Here is an 18,760-nt window from a genome sequence, read left to right as displayed (position 1 = left end):
CCTAATATTCCTAATAATTAAATAAATATTTCTATAAATTATAAATATTTACAATAATGTAAAAAATGATACATTTAAGGTGCAAGTTATAAAAAATATTTGAGGAGGAATTTTTATGTTCAAGAAATTAGTAGTGGGAGTACTGGCGACTGGTTTTGTATTAACAGGGGGTATGGGAGCTTCAGCTGCAACATCTACAGTTGATAATACTAATAAAAAACTTGATTCGTCACAGTTCTTACCTAATGAAGTTTATCCATATGATGATTTTTGTCCTCAGAGTAAAGCTCACTTAAAAATGGCAATGAAAAATGAAAATGGGATTTTCGCTAACGCTTTTACTGATTCAACAGGTATCACTTGGTACTTTAAATCTTTTGGTAAGTATGGTGAGAGGACCATTGGATGCTACGAGGGAACAAGGTATTAATCAAAAAACGCGCTTATTTTAAAGCGCGTTTTTTACTATCTATCACATCCCTCGGCATTTCTCATTCTGAGGTGGTACAGTAAAATTGGAGCACGAATGAGATGAAGTAATTGGTTTTGAATATCCGTTGAACTACTCGGGATATATGTAGCAATGGAACCAAAACTTACGTTAAGTATTAGCGGACATGAAAGACCCATTTTTAGTAGTATGATGTCCACTAATGCTTGTTACGTTATCCTGTTCCATTGCTACACAAAGGCCATATTTCATTGCTGGTATGCAAGGAAAATGGAAAGTTGTAGGATCAAATGGAAGAGATTTAGAGAAAGGGAAATTATCAGATCCACGTACTCCAAGATTTGTTAAAAAAGTACCCACTTTCTTGTCTAAAAAGTATCCATTTTCATGTCTTTCTACAAAAGGGGAGGCACAAAAACTTTCACTTTAAATTTTATCTTCGCGTTAAATCCTTATTTAACGAACATATAGATAGAAGGGGGATATAATACTAATATGATATAAATACACATGTTTACAAATTGGTAAGAGATTTGGATAGGAACTCTAAGACTTATAAAATCGTATTTAAAAGAGAAATGTATAGCAATTCAATAATGGAATATACGTACTTGAATATTCACTTTTAAGATTATTTTTGATATTTAAATTTGATATTATATAAATAAATAGCTTATAAGGAGTGAAAATATTGATTGCTTTCACGATGCCAAATAAACAAGAACTAATAGAAAATCAAAAAAAATATAATCTAAAAGAAATGCCTGAATTGAGAGATAGATTTAGGAATATGCCTTTCTTTCATCAAATTCGCACTTTTTCTTATGACGAACATCGTTTTTTAAAACCAAAACAAATTTTAGAATCTAATCAATTAATTTCTCTTAAATTACAAGGTCCAAATGCGGATGCTGCCTTTGGTGGTACTTCAGATTATGACAAGGCATTAGGTAGAGATGAATATGTATATTTACGCTTGGGTGCAGTATTCAATGTGTACTCAGTTAAATCATTCATTGTTGAAATCCCTTCTAGCTATTTAGACTTTGAAGATATTGAAAAAGGTTTTTTCTGCAACGATATTTCAAATTATCAAATAGATTATGAGAATTATGACCTTAAAAACTATAAAGGAACAATATTATCCATTAGACAAGGTATTGATATTCTGGCCGATTATGTCGGAAATGAATATCAAAATGACCCTTCTCAATATACAATTGCAAGATCACATAGGAATATCTACAACGCAAAATCGTTTTTACCTGAATTTGCCGTTAAAGGGAGCATTGCAATTAACGAGCCAGGAATTAAGATTCATTTAGTAGGTTTACCTCGTGAATTAATTGAGGAAGCTCAAATAATTATGGAAAAGCATAATTATTCACCTCCAGTTATTCATAATTCTAATAACGATTTTAAAAATTATCTTACAAATAAATTCAACTCAATATTAAGAGAGCGTACTTAAGGTTGGAAACACTGAATTTTAGGGGATTCAACAAGGTATCAACCGACATCACTCCTACAATACGATAATTCTCATTATTTAATACGTAAAAAAGGTCATTATATTTTTTATAAAATACAATGACCTTTTTTACTATATATATTAACACTTTAAAATTGTATCCCTTAGAGGCATAGTTCATATCATGTATCAATTTCATCACTTTCTTCTAATTGGCGTTGTTCTAAACGCTCAATTGCAGCTCGACGTTTAGTATCATCAATATTCGTATAAAGAGATGTAGTTTCCATCGAATTATGCCCCATTTGATTTGCTAAGAGAACAAGATCCTTATTTTCATTATAATGATTAGTTGCATAGGTATGGCGCAACTTATGAGGGCTCTTTTTTTCATCAAATGCTCTAGTATATTTCTCTGTAAGCTTTTGTATTGCATTAACAGAAATTTGCGCGTATGAGCCTTTATAATTCGTTACAAATAGAATATCCTCATCATCAGGACACTTGTAACGGTTAGCACGTATTTGAAGGTACTCTTGAACATCATCTAGTGCTGTTTGTGTAGCCAAAATAGATGATTTTTTATCTCCTTTACGTATAACCTTTATATAACGAGTACGAAAATTAATACTAGAAATAGTTAAACTTGCTGCTTCAGATACCCGAAGACCTGTACCCAGGATTAGACTTAGAATAGCAATATCACGCTCTCTATCACGTTTAAAAAATCTTAGTTTACCAGGAGCGGTTTCTTGTAACATTTTCTCATATTCAGTAGATAAAAAGCGCATGAATTTAATGTCATCATTGTTGTGAAAAATAACTTCCGAAATTTCTTTTGCTCTAGCTGCAGCGTCGATTTTTTCCTTGTGAATTTCCATTTTGGCCATAACATTTCTATAAAAGTAACATTCTCCATTATCATCCTCAGTATTGCTTGTTAGGTAGTTAAATAATGACTTTAGAGCCGAAAATGTCCGTATAACTGCTTTGGTTTTGTTACCCTGTCTCTCTAAAAAACTCTTAAACCTTTTTACTTGTTTAAGAGGGAGATGTTCCAATGTTTCAATTGTTACCTCATGTATTTCCGTTACAACTTCACCATCTACTGTAGCGAGACGGGAGGAGATTAACCATTGTAAAAATATTTCATATTCAATTAAATAGCCATACAAAGTAGCGGGGGAGAGGTTCGTTTTCTCTTCAATGTATTCAATAATATACCAGGGCATTTTTTCTTTATGACGTTCTACACGCGCTTGATATACTTGCTTTTCTCGATTACTCATTTTTCACCTCAAACTTCAAGTACATTGACTTTTTATCATCAATGTACTTTTTTGTCTAAATTTGTCCGATTTTACATTAAATACAATTTTAATTCACACTTATATTATTTCAATAATTCCTTCTTGCTCAAGTTCATGTATATAGTCGTAGCATGAGGGACATAAAGCTACTTCTATGAATGGAGATGAAGTAGTTTCTAAAGAAACATTAGAGTAGAAATCTTTAGTTTTTTTTATGTCTATTTTTAATTTTTCTCTTAATTTATAATAACCATGAAAACAATTTGGACAAGTATCAGAATCTATATTTTCATCACATACAAAACAATATCTAACTTCTTCTATATTACCGTTTATATCATGAGAATATATAATTAATGAATCTTCATTGCATTTATTGCAATTGCTCGAAATTACTGGACCACAATTAAAACATACAGTAGTCTTCTTATCTTTTTCATACCAAGCCATATTATATCCATTACAATTTGGACAGTTTCTAAAATGCATTCCGTTCATGTGTTTTTCAAATGAAAATGCTACAAATAATTCTTCAATCAAATCTACATCATCTAAACTATTAATAGCTTCTGGAAGACTCATAAAAATACTACCACAATGTAGACACTCTACTTTTTCATCTTTCTTAATTAATTTTTTAATTGAACAAACAGAGCAAGGGACAGGAATTCCATTTAATTTTATTCCTTCTATAGAGTTGTAGTATGCTGTTTGAATAGGTTCAATATTTGCGATAAACGTCCAATTATTAACCTGAGAGGATAAAGTTAATTGTTTAAAATCCTTTACTATTCGATCTAATGAGAATAAAGCATTAGCATAAATATTTTGTGGTACTTTTTCATCATTAAATATAGCTTCTTTATGTATAATTTTATTTCTAAAAGACCTAATTGAATTCAAGTTATCTATATCTAATTTCTGAATTCTTTTTTTAGGCTGTTCATAATTATATATCTTATTAATTCTGCTAATTAAATTGTCTGCACTAACTGTTTTTTCTGCTGAACTATCAATGTTTTCTTCAATAAATAAAGGGTGTATGTTTTCTAATAAACTTTTTAAAATTAATTCACAACCAGTAGCTAATAAAGTGATAGCATATTTATATTCAACTGGACTCGGATCCTCAACAGCTCGAACAAATGATTCCATACTTTTATTAATAAAATCTATACCATTATCATACAGCCTTAGTTCTAAAAACATATTTGGATGTGTGGTAGTCACAATTTAATCCTCCTTAAAATTATATAAGAAAATTATACAAAATAAAAATTTATTTTACAATTATCAATTAAACTCGAATTTAATGTAAAATTAAAGTGAATCAGTTCTCCTAATTAAATGGAGTGTTTAATTAGGAGAACTGATTCTTTGTTCCACCCCCTTTTAAATTATTTGATGTGCATCGTTCCTTATTATATTTTTTTATGATATCACTCTTCCCTTTTCAGATTGTTCAGGGTAATTCTTTTTATTCATACCGTTAATCCGTTTTTCACAATGTTTAAACTGGGTTAGAAGAGGCTGATTTAAAAGAGCTTCATTATATAATGTTCCACACTAAATTCATACATAATAAAACAGTATTCCTAGAATTAGGGTCATAAAGATGTATTTAAAAAGTACGTTCTATTTTCAAACGTACTTTTTCATGAATGAAATTACACTAAATTAAAAAGCATTTACACCTATAAATTATACACAGAATAATTTCCGTCATCTAATTGTTACAATTACATCATTCTCCTATACATCCCGTCAAATATAAATTTTTATTTATGGATTAACATGCAAATGCCAACTACGAATGTTAACTAAAATTCCTTTTAAAGGAACATGATTTAGATTTAGGGTTTTTCTTGCATAATTCATCTTGCAAATATTAATGTAATTCTTTACACAATAACAAATTACATAGAATATATGAAACCATTAAACTCATTATTATACATAAAAATATCATCAAAATATAAAAAGGAAACCTTTTATATACTCTATTTTTTATGAACTTGCTGCCCTTCTTTGTTCTGTTTGCTGTTTATTTACGCGTATTATAATTGGAATAACAGCACTACCCATCACAAAAATAGCACCTGTAATTTGAATAACTGATGGAATACTATTATTAAACAATATATCTAGTAGCAGTGAAAACAAAATGTTTAAATATAACAACGCAGATAAATTTGAAATTCTCGTAGTTAACCTATACGCCCTTCCTCTAAACCATTGATTCCCTAAACTTCCCATTGCCATTAAGAATAAAAATACTAGTACCATTGTATTATTCGTAAATACATCAATATAATTCCCCTTTGAAAAACATGCAGAGAGTACACCCGATATTATCGTCCCATATAGGTATGTATAGGCCATAATGGATAGATTATCATCCGTCTGTGCACTTCTATGTAAAAAAAATTGTGAAAATGCTAAGGATAATCCTGAAAGTAAACCTACTCCTAAATAAAGAAATGCTTCATAATCAATACCACCATTTTTTAAAACAAGAAACACTCCAAAAAATCCTAGAAATGCTGCTACTATTTCTACTCTTGTCGCACGCCTTGTCTTTGAAAAAAGAGTAATAAGACAGATAAAAATAGGACCTGTATTATATAAAACCATTGCTATAAAAAGGGAGGTTTTAGCTGCACATAGAAAAAATAATGCCTGTGAAAAGGTAATAGAAAAAGCTCGAGGTAATTGTTTATAACTATTACTCCAAAATGAAATTCCCCCCATTCTTTTTATAATAAAAGGGACTAAGAATAGAAAAGGAATAAAAAACCTTGCTGTTAAAGTTACAAAGAAATCCCCTGATATAATAGCATGTTCTGCAAAAAATCCAGAAAGTGAAAAGCTAATTCCTGAAAGAACCATAAAAAATGTCGCTTTTTTAAGATTATCCATTTAATGTAGGCCTCCTTAATAAATATACGCACCGAGAAACGTTATTCTTTAAATTTCTCGGTGCTTAAAAAATGTGCCATTAAAACTATATCAAGAAAAATAATTCATTGATCAAGGTATTATTAATTCTCCTTTAAAAAGTAACCTTGCTGTTCGTGTAATACTAGATTTCTTAATTACATATCCATTAGCTGACTCCTCAATAACTGATTCTGTTTGAATTTTCCCCGCTGGGTGTTCTATTATAATTTGATTCAATTTTTTCATTTTATTTAAATCATTATTTTGTGCAACATGGTATGCAGTTGTACCATTAATTTTTATGGCTGCCGATAATGCGAGTGATCCTGTTACTGCATGAGTGCTATGACATTGGTGAGGAATAAAATATCTTGATGTAATAGTGCCAGATTTCCTAGGTTTTGAAATTATCGCAATCTTAGGAATTACCTTATTTGATACGTCACCTAAATTTGCAAGACGAGCTACCTTTTTTCTAATGAGATCAATGTCATGTAAAAATGTTTTATTTGCATTTAACAATTCTGGACTTTCATCTCCCATAATTCCCAATTCACTGGCTCGAATTATAATTAATGGCACTGATACATCGACACAAGATACATTAATTCCATTAATAACATCCATTTTTGCACCTGTAGGAAATAACTTCCCTGTAACTGAGCCGATAGAATTTTTAAAATTAAGATTTATTGGAGCTCCTGTACCCGGAACACCGTCAATTTTAATATCTCCGTTATATACAACATTTCCGTTTTTAGTGGCTATAGTTGATTCAACAATTACATTTGTATTTAAATTTCTTATTGTTATAGTTTCTTTTCCTGATCCGACTTTAATTAGTCCGCTCTCTACTGCATAGGGAGCAACAGCTGCAATTATATTTCCACAGTTTACACTATCGTCTAATATCCTTCTCTTTAAATCTGCTTGTAAAAATAAATAATCAATATCTATTCCTGGTGTATTGGAAATTCGAATAATCGCAATTTTATTTGATAAAGGATCTAACGTACCCATCCCATCAACACCACGTGCATTTCCTGCCCCTAACGCTTTTAAAATAACCTCATCTCTAATCGATTTATTTGAAGGTAAATGTTTATCTAAAAAAAATAATCCTTTTGACGTTCCTCCACGCATGACAAAACAAGGTATTTTCATTTATTAGCATCTCCTTTTCATTTTTTAATCATTATATACAAAAAAATAAATTTTTGTTCTATTACTAAATCTAATTAAAGGAAAAAATATTACTTAACAATCTCGTCCCTCCTCCATATATTCAAAAACAAAAAGATAATATTTACAATTATGTAAATCACCTCCTGCAACTTGCATCCATTCTAACAATAAAATATTAAATAAGTAACAAATTACTCTGTATAAATAAAATATTAATAATTAAGAACTTTGCAAATATAATTAAATTTAGCATTTTAACTAATTCATCTCCCACTTCCTCATTAGACTGTGGCGCTTCACGCTCATTGAGGAAGAAGTCTTCTTTGCTTTAAAATCACTATTCAATTATTTGGCTCAGAATACAGAAAATGAATACGGGGAAATTTATATCTCACGTAATGTTATGGAGAAAATTGAGCTACATAAGGAAAAAGCAGATGACGTTGCAAACATGATATTTAACGAAAAGGATGATGTAGCCTTTCTTCAATTTTTAGCAAATGTTTACGGAGAAATGTTGAAAGATATATCACCAAGAAAATATAGTTTTTTTCAGCGTGATAAAGAAAGAGATATAGCCATTATAAGCCTCATTTTAGGCACTGGGCTTCGAGTTTCTGAGGTAGCTAGTCTTACTATATCTAGTATAAACTTCCGTCAGGGAAAAATAAAAGTGACTCGTAAAGGTAATAAAAAATCTTCAATACTCGCAACGAAATCGTGTTTAGACGACGTACAAGAATACATGAAAGTACGTTTAGAGAAATATATGTGTCCGCCTGAAGAGGATATTCTATTTGTAACTAGATACCAGGGAAAATACACACAGCTTTCTGTACGCGCTATACAGAACTTAGTAGAGAAGTATTCAAGTGCTTTCGATGAAAAACGTAGCCCACATAAGCTACGTCATACGTATGCTACAAATCATTATAAGGAAAACAAGGACTTAGTATTGCTACGAGACCAACTTGGTCACACTTCTGTTGAGGTTACTAGTATCTATACAAATATAAATAATCAAAAGAAACGAGAAGCGATTGATCGTTTAGAAAAAAGACAATTTGAATAAAATTTCATTAGAATTAGTCGTCATTGTTTGGTGAAATATAAAGTTTGATAATATTATTAATATAAATAGTAGAACCGCATCCTGAAAAAGATATTTATATCTGGATAAAGGTACTAGACACTATTCGACATACAAAAAATGTTTCTAAACCATCATTTGAAAGATAGTTTAAAGGAAGTATATTCCTTCAAAATGGAAATCACTTCTGCATATATAGCCGAAATAAGTTCGCTGCAGACTGGTTAGCATCACATTGTAAAGATATAATCATCGAGTCCTTACAAGAATGTACACATTTTGATGAGGATATTCATGCACTTGTTTTTGACTACATGGAAGTAGAAGGCGTACAACAAAAAGAAGAGTGAGATTTCACTCTTCTTTTTTTATCACTCAATTGGGTGTCTTTTCTTTGATTAATACGCTCTTCCCTCGTAGCATCCAATGGTCTTATTATATCCATTTCCTTTAAAATACCAAGTGATTCCTGTTGCTGGATCAGTAAAAGAGTTAGCGAAATACCCATTTTCATTTATCATTGACATTCTATAGGGAGCATTACTAGTAAGCCTAGGACAACTAGAATGATATTCATACATGTCATAAGATGAAAACTGTGGTGAATCAAGTTTGTTATTAGTATCATCAACTGTAGATGTTGCAGCTGAGGCTCCCATACCCCCTGTTAATACAAAACCAGTTGCTAATGCTCCCACTACTAATTTCTTGAACATAAAAATTCCTCCTTTAATAGTTTTATAACTAACACCTTAACTGTAACATGATTTACATTATTGTAAATATTTATAATATATAGAAAATTTTATTTAATTATTATGAATATTAGGAACTCATTTTCTCAATGCAAAAATATTCTAATATGTAATTAAATCAAAGCTGTCACTCTTATCAATGTTAGATTGGAAACCTAACATCTTATCGAATTTCAACAAAAGAAAAGGCACTCAAAATCCGGGCTTCTTTTCTTTTATTTTAACAATTGTTACTCAAAGTTTCTGTACGTATATATTAAAAGAAGAGATGCGCTAACATCTCTTCCAGTAACTACTACCACAAGGTGAGTGGTTGCGACTAAATACTACTTTTTAAAAGTAATCTTCTTAACTAAGACCCTAGTTTTTACGAGGAAAAGTTTTATAATATCGTAAGTGGGCAACTAGGAGAATCTGCAATTTCTGTATAACCCAGAATAATCTCTTAGCGCTCATAACTTTTCAATCACTATCATTTCCCCTGATGTATGAGGTACTTCATGCTTAATAATCCCCTCTTTTAAATACGCCTTTTTCTTGTCATATTGTTCTTTTACATGCTTCTTAACAGGGTGCAATCCCCAAGGGTGGTCCCAATAATGGAATTTACCGATTTTAAAATTTTCCCATTGAAACTGAGCATCTTGCAGCCGGTTATTTCCTTGATATAATCGCTCCAAAGAGTATTTCTTGATTTTCCCTTTTAGACTATCTACTACAATATATTTACTAGTTTTATTATCATAACCAACTATAGAAATCCAATGAGAAATTATATGATTCTTTGTACGGCGTTTATATGTACATAAACTAAAAAGTACAAAACACTTATTCTGTTGTAACTTCGTAATTAACTCTTTAGAATTTAGATGTTTTATGTTCTTTATACTTACATCATATTTTATATCATCACATCCAGTTGCTTGATTGAATATCTCCAAATTATTAACTAAAAACATTTTATACAAATTTAAATCGAAAAGTACGGCGGTAATATCAACGTTAAGGCTATCGAACTTAGACGGAACGCTGGCGAATACCAGCACTACAGTTAGTACCGCTAACATGATTAGAGTTATTTTATCTTCACTCATAGATACTTCACTCCTATCTATCTTTTTCCACCTGCAATAACTTCTGAAACTCTTCTTTAACTCTCTTATAGATTCATCTCTTAGGCTTCCAGATGCAAAAATAAATGACCCAATGAGAAAACAATTCCAAATGCCCATAAAAATGTATCAGAATTCAGCTTCAATTTCCTCATACTATTTAGCACCACCTTTAATACAAGTTATTTTTCTTTTATATACCTTATACTTATACCATTATCAACCTTTTTTCAGTTTCATACCCTAACTCTAATTGATAAAATCCTTCTAATGATTCTACAGCTCCTGCAAATTCTAAAATCTTCGGAATATCTTTCTTTGATTGATAATAAACTATTTTCGCCTGCGGTATTTTATGATCTGTTTGTATACACTTCATTCCAATATATAACTCATTATGTAACACACGCACAATGTTATTTAATACATCAACAGAACCAAGTATACGCAAACGCGGTCGGACCCAACTTCATGCAACAAGCGAATATACATACTAACAAATACCATTTCATTAAAACGTCCTTTTGGAAATACTCGATTCCCTCCTGTAATTGGAGTCCATCCCATTTCTTTTATTCTTTGGACAGTTGAGTATTATCAGTTCCGTCAATCTAGTACACTAAATACTTTCAAAATCGAATTATTGTGTTTTGATGAATCATATGCCTTTCATTTAATTTCAGAGAATGAATTAATCCCTCAAGAATACCGTTTTGTTGCAATTAATGATTGGGAGATTAACGAAGAATTTGGTTTTGATCTTGTAGATTCTAAATCTAAACAGGCAGTATTACAACGTGCGATAAATACGGCAAGTGCCATTGCAAAAAAATATTGTGAAAAACCTGTTAAACAATAAGTATATTATGTAGTGAAGATCATTCTATAAGGAGATGTTAAAATTGAACTTTAACTATATTAATAAAAATACAGGCAATTATCTTCTTGATCCACCACCAGGAATTTATTATATTCCTGGTGGTGGCCACTAAAAAACAACACCTACAGTATTTGTAGGTGTTGTTTTTTCATCGTTTAGACTTGTAAAATATTTCGTATTTCTTCTATACGTAAATTTGTAAACTTCGCAATATCTTCTATCGGCATTCCATTTTTACTCATACCACGAATGAGTTGTATTTTCCCCTCTTCAATCCCTTCCTTGCGGGCATGAGCATACTTTGCTGCCTCATCCATCAGAGCTTTTTCCCTTGCTTCATACGCTTGTCGGAAAGAAGAATCTTGACTCATACGCTCCCATTTATTCATTGCTTTTTGTAAAATCGGATCTTGGTTCATCGCAATTTCCTCCAATGTTTGGGTTAATTGTTCATCTTCATTCGCTGGAAGTAATAACAACCAACGAACAAATGAATCCTCCCAAGGATTAACCTGTTCACTCCGCCACTGTTGCATCAGTTTTGGAATCTCCACAATATGAACTTCAATATCATCACTCAATATCTTCTTCTGCTGTTGATTCCATAGGATTCCTGTAGTATGGAATTCTTCATATTCAGGAAACATAACGAAATTCAACAAATTAATCGTAATTGTTTTATGAAGAGAGCTATACGGCATTCCTTTTTGAAGTTGGGATGTATATAGCCTTCCCCAGTAATAAAGGCTGCGTTTAATCATATTATGGGCGTTATTCATTTGTATTTCTATATTTACTTTCGTACCAGTATCTAATGTAGCGGAAATATCTAGTATTGATAATTTATCCTCTTCATGTTCTCGATGCAAGTGTGGATCTTCTAATTGTAACGAAACAATAGGAGATTCTAACGAATCCTGTAACATTGCGTTTAAAAAGGCAACGAGAATATCTTCATTTCCACTTGTACCAAATAGTTGTTTAAAAGCAAAATCAATGCGTAAATTCACTAATTGTTGGTTGAACATGGTTTTCCTCTCCCAATCTCATAAGATGTTTTTCTTTCATTGTACATAAAAAAATGATAAAGATGCAAACAAGCTCTTATGTATATTTACATAAGAGCCTGTTTATAACAACATACAATAAAAAATTAGATTGTAGCATAGAACGAGAAATTGCTGACTGTAAGAAAAACGAGGCGAGGAGAATACTATATGGGATATTTTAAAGGAAAACAATTTAAGAAGGATATTATTTTAGTAGCCGTTGGCTACTATTGTCGCTTTTCTTTAAGCTATCGCGATGTATCTGAACTTTTGAGAGAACATGGCATATTGGTTCATCCAACAACTATTATGCATTGGATCCATGAATATGGAAATTTGATCTATCAAATCTGGAATAAGAAAAACAAAAAGGTACAATCATCGTGGAAATTAGATGAAACTTATATAAAAGTGAAAGGAAAATGGCGTTATTTATATCGTGCAATTGATAAGGATGGATATACATTGGATATTCAACTTCGAAAAACAAGAGATCCTCAGGCGTCATATGCCTTTATGAAAAGATTGGTGAAGGCTTTTGGAGAACCAACGGTTCTCACAAATGCCAAGGACCTAGCGCTACTTTGTGCGTTTAACAAATTAAAAGAACACGGCTTTTATAAACGTACAACTCATTGTACCATCAAACTTTTGAACAATCTTATAGAACAAGACCATAGGCATGTCAAACGACGTTTTTCCAAATCTGCAGGTTTTCAAAATCTTCGTCATGCTTCACGTACCTTGAAAGGAATCGAATCTATTCATGCTTTATATAAAAGAAACCACAGTTTACATCCAAACTGCGGTTTTTCAACGTACAAAGAATTACATAAATTATTAGTCACTGCCTAAATTGTGTTCCTCATTTATCAATATCTGTTTCTATTTTTAAACTTTGCAACGGAACCCTAATTTTAATATCAATCTTCTTCTATACATAAAATTCCATTCTCTATTTTTCCCCAGCATATTTACTAAGTACATGAACATTATCCCACAAATAAAGTGAATTCTACTCATGGTAATCCCCGTCTGTTTCTATTAAGTGACTAACTAATGTATCAAATATGGCATTTTCTACTTTTGTATGCATTAGTCGAATATTATCAAATTGGGCCACATTCATTTTAAACCACTCTAGGATATCTGTACCCTGAATAATCTCCTTTTCTCTTGGGTCTAACTCCTCCAACAACTCATGGTAATCTTTTTCTATAATTTCCTGTTTTTGAATCATATTTAATGGGCTAAATTCTACTAAATTATCAATCCTTGAATAAATCGGTATGCCCAATTTATTCATAATCTGCTTTTCATTTTCAAGATTTGTAGTTAATATAAAAATACAATTTTTAACATCAAGACGATAGTTTAAATCCTGGTATACGCCTTCATCAAACATTTCATAAAAAGCATTATAAAAGTTCGGATGCACTTTATCGAATTCATCTATAAGAACTATATTTGATTCCCTTGAAAGAAGATCTCTTGCAAGTGACGGTTTTGAATGACTTTCCCCAAAAATATAATTATTCGCTTCATTGGTTTGCATCATTGAAAACTGGATTCTTAATAAACTTCCACCTAAATGCTTACTTACTACTTTTGATAACTCAGTTTTTCCAACACCAGATGGTCCGTAAAACAAAAGTACTATTGGCTTATTGTTCTTTTTTCTTCTTAACTTATATAGATTGGATATTATTTTTCTCTTAGGGTCTTGTTGCCCGATAATTTCTTTATTTAATCCCTTCCATATTTCATTTAGATCATTAATCTCTACTATTTTGTAATTTGAATAATAGTATTCTATTTTATCACCATACTCGTATTCCAAAGAATCTATAACTCTTTTTGGAGGGTTATGTAAATACAAATTCTCTATTTCATGACCCGATGTAAGAATTTGTACAAAGTTCGACATTACAAACTCCACTGCCACAGAATAGTCATCAACTTTTACAACACAATTTTCTACTTCCTCTTTTTGATTTAAAAAAAAACGATTATCTCTATCCGCAAAACCCATATTAGATGCTCGAATAGTTTCATTATATTGTTGAATTAACTTTGTAAATGATAGTACATCACTACTCATATATTGTTCATCTAAGAAACTTTTAAAATCTTTCTTTGAACCATTGAAAATACAAATTCTCTCCATACTATCTATTCAACTCCTGCCAACAAAACATCATATATATCATAGGTATCTTCACTTGTATTATCTATTTCACCATCACTACTATGAGCGCTACTTTCATAATTAGGATTTATAATATTCTGCTGTTCAACGTTCAATTCATTACTAATACTTAAATCCGTTTCCCTGCTCTTCCCAACATAAATAGCCAAAAATACTAGGTCCATCCTAAGTAAATCTGTTATTTTATAATTATTCCTAAAGGCAGTAATATTAAAACGTAAAATGACTTTTTTAGAATTAGAGGCAGCATTTTCTGCAATAAACTCATAATATCCCTTAGCATTTTTTATAGTTTCATCTATTTTCTCTGTTACAATATCAAAATTCGCGTTCCGTTCATCACCTACATTAATTTTCCCATCTATCATCCTCATATATGGACTGACCATAACAATGTACGCAAGAGAATCTTTAATTGTTGATAAATTATAATTTTCAAATCTTTTAATAGAGTTGTTATCCTCTTTTAACGTATTAACATAGTCCATAAAATCCGTTAGAATGGTATTTTGAATAATAGATTTAGCCATTTTATCCGTTTTTGCACTGGCCCCCACATTAACATTTCCTTTCACACTGGCACTAAATCCAACTAAAGCACTTAAAGCGTTAGAAATTAATGATGATTTTGGTGCAACCGATACTTCTCCGGACACTTTACCATCTATAAATTTTCCCGACTGTTTTAATAGTTCTGTTGTTTTTTGTAATTGTCCCCCTGCCTCAATTTGTAAAAAATCAGTAACCGAGGCGTCATCAAAATAAATAATCTTCTTCAATCTTAATCATCCCTATTCATAAAGATTTCTTTAATAAACCATAAAACTAGCAAGTCTTCTTTACATCTTTCGACTATATCTATATTCTATTACCATTTGCATTTTCTGGGTACAAAATAATATCTATTTCCCTAAATAGTCAACATTAAAATAAAAGTCCAAGTAGAACAATAAATGCAACTATGTTTTAAGTTTTGAATAAGTAATTAAAGTGTATAATTTTCAAAAAAATGAGATTTTATCCTTTTACCTAAAATCTATCAAATGTTAACATATTACTTGCAGCATTCAATTAAATAGGAGGAACCAATCACATGAATTCATTTTTAATTTCTTACGACTTAATCACTCCAGGTAAGGACTACGACAAAATAGCAAAAAAAATCGAAAACTATCCGAACTCTAAACGAATATTAGAATCCGTTTGGATCGTAAATAGTAATGAAACTTCTCAACAAATTGCACAAGGTCTCAAATCAGTAACAGATAACAACGATAAAATATTTGTTGTGAAATTAGAATCCACCATCAGTTGCAAAGAATCTTATCAACAATTATTAAGGATAAATGGATTTGTTTCATTTAGGAATTCTCTTCAATCTGTTGCAACCAAGAAAGAAATTAACTGATATGAAGACTATGCAAAAGTGATACTTGGTTCTGAAATATATCAAGCTATAGAATTATATCTTGTACATTCAATATATATGTATGATACGAAAGTAAGAAGATTAAGTATTCGTTACGATGGTTTGGATAATCACATGTATATTTGTGAGATATAAATATTTAATCCCTATAGATTCAAGGGAATAGGAACAAAAACAATTCAGTATCTAATCCATCTCGCAAAAGAACTTCAAGTACAAACCATTACTGGAACTGCTCGCTCCCTTGATGATACAATCTCACATAATAAATTATTATCCTTTTATAAAAAGAATGGATTTAAAATAACAGATTACGAACTGAGCAATTTTAGAATGGATATAAACCAAGCATCACTTGGACATACTTAAAAAACCGAAAAATTAACAGAATTCCAATTCAATTAATTAAAATAACAAGTAGCCCCAAAAGTAGTAATCGTTTCCGTACCCAGTAAAAGGTTTCCTAATACTTTTCCATTATTAAACATACAGAGAATATAACAGTTTATTACTATAAAACTATAACTATGGAGGAACTACTTATGAATAATTTCTTTAAAACAAATGATACAGGTATTGGGTGTAGTAAAGTGAAGTGTAATGATTGCAGCGGTTTTTACATCTTACGTTCAAGTGACTATGGTGAATTTGGTGGATGCACTAATTTTCCGAAATGTAAATCTAAATTATCTAAATCTAAGTTTATACTATCTTTCATAAAAGAAAATGGGATAAATATTTATAAATGGGAAAAGAAATGTTGGAAATGTGGAAAAAATACGGAAGTCTATTCATACTATTTACATTATCAATTATTAAAAAGTTCAGCAAATGCTACTGCATTAGTATTTGCCGGTATCGGATACATTCAATCAGTTGATAACTATCTAACTAACAAATATCCATCAATCCAACTAAAGTATAGCAAGACAATTAATTCTGGATATATAGCTAATACTTGTATTCATTGTAATGCACTCCAAGGAAAAAATTATATTGTTGACGATCCTCATGAGATTTTCGGTAATATGTACATTCAAAAATGTATGGAAAAGTATTTTGTCGAAAATGTTCCAGATTGGTTATTAAATATTAAACCTGAAGAAATTGACAGGCTTGGGATATTGTATATAAGTTAATGAAGGGGTAGCATCACACATCCATCAACTTAAGGGATATTTTCAAACAAAATGTGGTTTTTTCATATAATTTTTTATTATCTCTTGTAGTTTTTATAAAAGTAGGCATATCAAATAAACCCTGACGGGTTTCAATTTTTTACTATGCTACCTGATGATTAGAAGTGGTATACTCATAAACAACACCCAAAACATACTAAGATTAGTAGTGTGGACCAATGCATTGGTTTACACTACTATTTTTTATAGTAGAAGTGAAGAGTAGGTCGCTTTGATATTGGGATTTTAAATCCGTACCCAAAACAGACCTTCTTCACTTACCTTATTTGAATCAGTTTAGTATGTGGATCCTTGAGATCGTGTATAAGAAATGGGAATCGATAAGAGTAAGATGAGGACTTCAATTCTACATAAGGAGGCAAAGTATGCAACATGTAATTGCGTTTGATGTTAGTATGGGAAAGAGTTATATGGTTATTTATAATGCTCAAAAACAATGTATTTTTGAAAGTGAAATCAATCATTCTAAGCCTGATTTTGAAGAACTACGAAAACGAATAGATCAACTTATGAATGAAAATAAGAAATCACCTCACATTGTGTTCGAAGCAACTGGTGTCTATTCGAGACAACTAGAGCGTTTTATGCAAGATAACAAGTTTGAATACTTTCTGTTGAACCCTTTAGAAGCAAAATTACAATGTGATTCCTTACGGATTCATAAAACCGATAGAAGTGACGCGCATCAATTAGCTCTCACACATTTTACGGCTTCCCGGAGGGAAAAGACAGGCACAGATAACTTATTTTATCAATTAAAATCACTCTCAAGGTTTTATAATGAACTGGATGACGAATTATCTTTGATTCGTAGCCGAATGCATAAATTCATTCAATTGACATTTCCGGAATTGGAACAGATTTTCATAACTAAGTCAGATTTATTTCTAAACTTTGTTCAATTATTCCCTCACCCAGATTTTGTTCAAAATCTTTCTAAAACGGTCATGAAGAATCAGATTCGTAGGAATACCAACAAAAACATCTCAACCCGTATAGCAGAAAAGAAGGCTATGGAAGTACTTGAGGCTGCTAGGTATTCTTATCCAGCCGTACGTCAGGATGACGTTTTATGTGAACAACTCAAATCGTACGCGAAACGCTATCAGGAGCTCCTTCATCAAAAAGAACAGTGTATCACGAAGATGGTACGATTAGCTGAAAGTCGCACAGAATATCCAATTATTCTTAGTTTTCCGGGAATAGGTCCCAATACGGCTATACGTTTGTTAGCTGAAATCGGTGATATTACTCGCTTCAAGAATAACAAACAACTTAATGCATTTGCAGGTATTGATATACGCCGTTTTCAATCAGGAAAAACTTTTTTCAAAGATAAGATCAATAAACGTGGAAATAAGCATCTGCGTAAGCTTCTTTTTCTCATTATCCAGAACATGATAAAACTACGTCGTTACGGACAGAACCACATTGTTGAGTATTATGATAAATTAAAAACGCAACCTTATAACAAATGTCATAAAGTTGCGTCAATCGCATGTGTAAATAAGTTATTGAAGCTTCTCTTCTACCTTATTACACATAATATACACTATGATTATCGGTTAACCGCCTGAAATCATAGTCTCATTCATCATACTATATTTATTCCCCCTAGTAAAAAAATGAATACATATTAGGGGTATTTAGTTTGCATTAAATTTAATATATGCGATATTT

The 18,760-nt window shown here is 31.1% G+C and carries 18 protein-coding genes and 1 pseudogene; 9 read left to right on the top strand and 10 right to left on the bottom strand.

Features of this window, described 5'->3' with window-relative positions:
* The first annotated feature begins 115 nt into the window (after positions 1-115).
* The 3 genes from MR143_RS24525 (at position 116) to MR143_RS24515 (ending at position 1,922) form a co-directional block, all read left to right on the top strand.
* A complete protein-coding gene (locus tag MR143_RS24525) occupies positions 116-430 on the top strand; it encodes an LCI fold-containing protein (RefSeq protein WP_199697648.1) in 315 nt (104 codons plus the stop codon).
* A 223-nt stretch (positions 431-653) separates the two neighbouring features.
* Positions 654-881 carry a hypothetical protein gene (locus tag MR143_RS24520; RefSeq protein WP_199697665.1) on the top strand — a complete coding sequence of 76 codons (228 nt, stop codon included), beginning with the start codon at positions 654-656 and terminating at the stop codon, positions 879-881.
* Positions 882-1,142: 261 nt separating this feature from the next.
* Positions 1,143-1,922 carry a hypothetical protein gene (locus tag MR143_RS24515; RefSeq protein WP_242281041.1) on the top strand — a complete coding sequence of 260 codons (780 nt, stop codon included), beginning with the start codon at positions 1,143-1,145 and terminating at the stop codon, positions 1,920-1,922.
* Positions 1,923-2,104: 182 nt separating this feature from the next.
* Here the strand turns inward: MR143_RS24515 and xerS (MR143_RS24510) are convergent, their stop codons facing one another.
* From xerS (MR143_RS24510) to MR143_RS24495, 4 genes are all read right to left on the bottom strand, one after another.
* On the bottom strand, positions 2,105-3,211 hold the full coding sequence (gene xerS / locus MR143_RS24510; protein WP_046956880.1) for a tyrosine recombinase XerS: 1,107 nt from the start codon (positions 3,209-3,211) through the stop codon (positions 2,105-2,107).
* 99 nt (positions 3,212-3,310) lie between these two features.
* On the bottom strand, positions 3,311-4,462 hold the full coding sequence (locus tag MR143_RS24505; protein ID WP_242281040.1) for a hypothetical protein: 1,152 nt from the start codon (positions 4,460-4,462) through the stop codon (positions 3,311-3,313).
* A 777-nt stretch (positions 4,463-5,239) separates the two neighbouring features.
* Entirely contained in the window at positions 5,240-6,151 is a 912-nt protein-coding gene (locus MR143_RS24500) for a DMT family transporter (protein WP_242281039.1), read from the bottom strand.
* A gap of 111 nt (positions 6,152-6,262) precedes the next feature.
* Complete coding sequence (locus tag MR143_RS24495) at positions 6,263-7,336, bottom strand: PrpF domain-containing protein (protein WP_242281038.1); 1,074 nt, start codon at positions 7,334-7,336, stop codon at positions 6,263-6,265.
* 340 nt (positions 7,337-7,676) lie between these two features.
* On the opposite strand from MR143_RS24495, the pseudogene xerS (MR143_RS24490) reads away from it, so the two are divergent.
* A pseudogene (gene xerS / locus MR143_RS24490) lies at positions 7,677-8,429 on the top strand (tyrosine recombinase XerS); the annotation flags it as partial.
* A 416-nt stretch (positions 8,430-8,845) separates the two neighbouring features.
* Here the strand turns inward: xerS (MR143_RS24490) and MR143_RS24485 are convergent.
* From MR143_RS24485 to MR143_RS24475, 3 genes are all read right to left on the bottom strand, one after another.
* A complete protein-coding gene (locus tag MR143_RS24485; protein WP_199697645.1) occupies positions 8,846-9,163 on the bottom strand; it encodes an LCI fold-containing protein in 318 nt (105 codons plus the stop codon).
* A gap of 491 nt (positions 9,164-9,654) precedes the next feature.
* Positions 9,655-10,296, bottom strand: coding sequence for a hypothetical protein (locus MR143_RS24480; RefSeq protein WP_242281037.1), 642 nt, complete (start codon positions 10,294-10,296; stop codon positions 9,655-9,657).
* 226 nt (positions 10,297-10,522) lie between these two features.
* Positions 10,523-10,765: a hypothetical protein gene (locus tag MR143_RS24475; RefSeq protein WP_242281036.1), complete on the bottom strand. Its 243-nt coding sequence runs from the start codon at positions 10,763-10,765 to the stop codon at positions 10,523-10,525.
* 99 nt (positions 10,766-10,864) lie between these two features.
* On the opposite strand from MR143_RS24475, the gene MR143_RS24470 reads away from it, so the two are divergent.
* Entirely contained in the window at positions 10,865-11,173 is a 309-nt protein-coding gene (locus MR143_RS24470) for a hypothetical protein (RefSeq protein ID WP_242281049.1), read from the top strand.
* A 176-nt stretch (positions 11,174-11,349) separates the two neighbouring features.
* Here MR143_RS24470 and MR143_RS24465 read toward each other — a convergent pair whose 3' ends face one another.
* A complete protein-coding gene (locus MR143_RS24465; RefSeq protein ID WP_242281035.1) occupies positions 11,350-12,222 on the bottom strand; it encodes an Rpn family recombination-promoting nuclease/putative transposase in 873 nt (290 codons plus the stop codon).
* 189 nt (positions 12,223-12,411) lie between these two features.
* Between MR143_RS24465 and MR143_RS24460 the strand changes: the two genes are divergently transcribed.
* Positions 12,412-13,098 carry an IS6 family transposase gene (locus MR143_RS24460; protein WP_242281034.1) on the top strand — a complete coding sequence of 229 codons (687 nt, stop codon included), beginning with the start codon at positions 12,412-12,414 and terminating at the stop codon, positions 13,096-13,098.
* Between the two features lie 160 nt (positions 13,099-13,258).
* On the opposite strand, the gene MR143_RS24455 is transcribed toward MR143_RS24460, so the two are convergent.
* The gene (locus MR143_RS24455) at positions 13,259-14,410 is read right to left on the bottom strand and encodes an AAA family ATPase (protein WP_242281033.1); all 1,152 of its coding nucleotides are present in this window, start codon (positions 14,408-14,410) and stop codon (positions 13,259-13,261) included.
* 5 nt (positions 14,411-14,415) lie between these two features.
* Positions 14,416-15,231: a DUF6414 family protein gene (locus MR143_RS24450; protein ID WP_242281032.1), complete on the bottom strand. Its 816-nt coding sequence runs from the start codon at positions 15,229-15,231 to the stop codon at positions 14,416-14,418.
* A gap of 314 nt (positions 15,232-15,545) precedes the next feature.
* On the opposite strand from MR143_RS24450, the gene MR143_RS24445 reads away from it, so the two are divergent.
* From MR143_RS24445 to MR143_RS24435, 3 genes are all read left to right on the top strand, one after another.
* Positions 15,546-15,860, top strand: coding sequence for a CRISPR-associated protein Cas2 (locus MR143_RS24445; RefSeq protein ID WP_242281031.1), 315 nt, complete (start codon positions 15,546-15,548; stop codon positions 15,858-15,860).
* Between the two features lie 563 nt (positions 15,861-16,423).
* Positions 16,424-17,020 carry a topoisomerase DNA-binding C4 zinc finger domain-containing protein gene (locus MR143_RS24440; RefSeq protein WP_242281030.1) on the top strand — a complete coding sequence of 199 codons (597 nt, stop codon included), beginning with the start codon at positions 16,424-16,426 and terminating at the stop codon, positions 17,018-17,020.
* Between the two features lie 425 nt (positions 17,021-17,445).
* Positions 17,446-18,657, top strand: a complete 1,212-nt coding sequence (locus MR143_RS24435; RefSeq protein ID WP_242281029.1) for an IS110 family RNA-guided transposase — start codon at positions 17,446-17,448, stop codon at positions 18,655-18,657.
* The last annotated feature ends 103 nt before the right edge of the window (positions 18,658-18,760 follow it).

It is taken from the genome of Bacillus cereus group sp. BfR-BA-01347 (assembly GCF_022663835.1).
In the GTDB taxonomy this organism is placed as follows: domain Bacteria; phylum Bacillota; class Bacilli; order Bacillales; family Bacillaceae_G; genus Bacillus_A; species Bacillus_A thuringiensis_K.
This window is presented reverse-complemented; position numbering and strand designations above follow the sequence as displayed.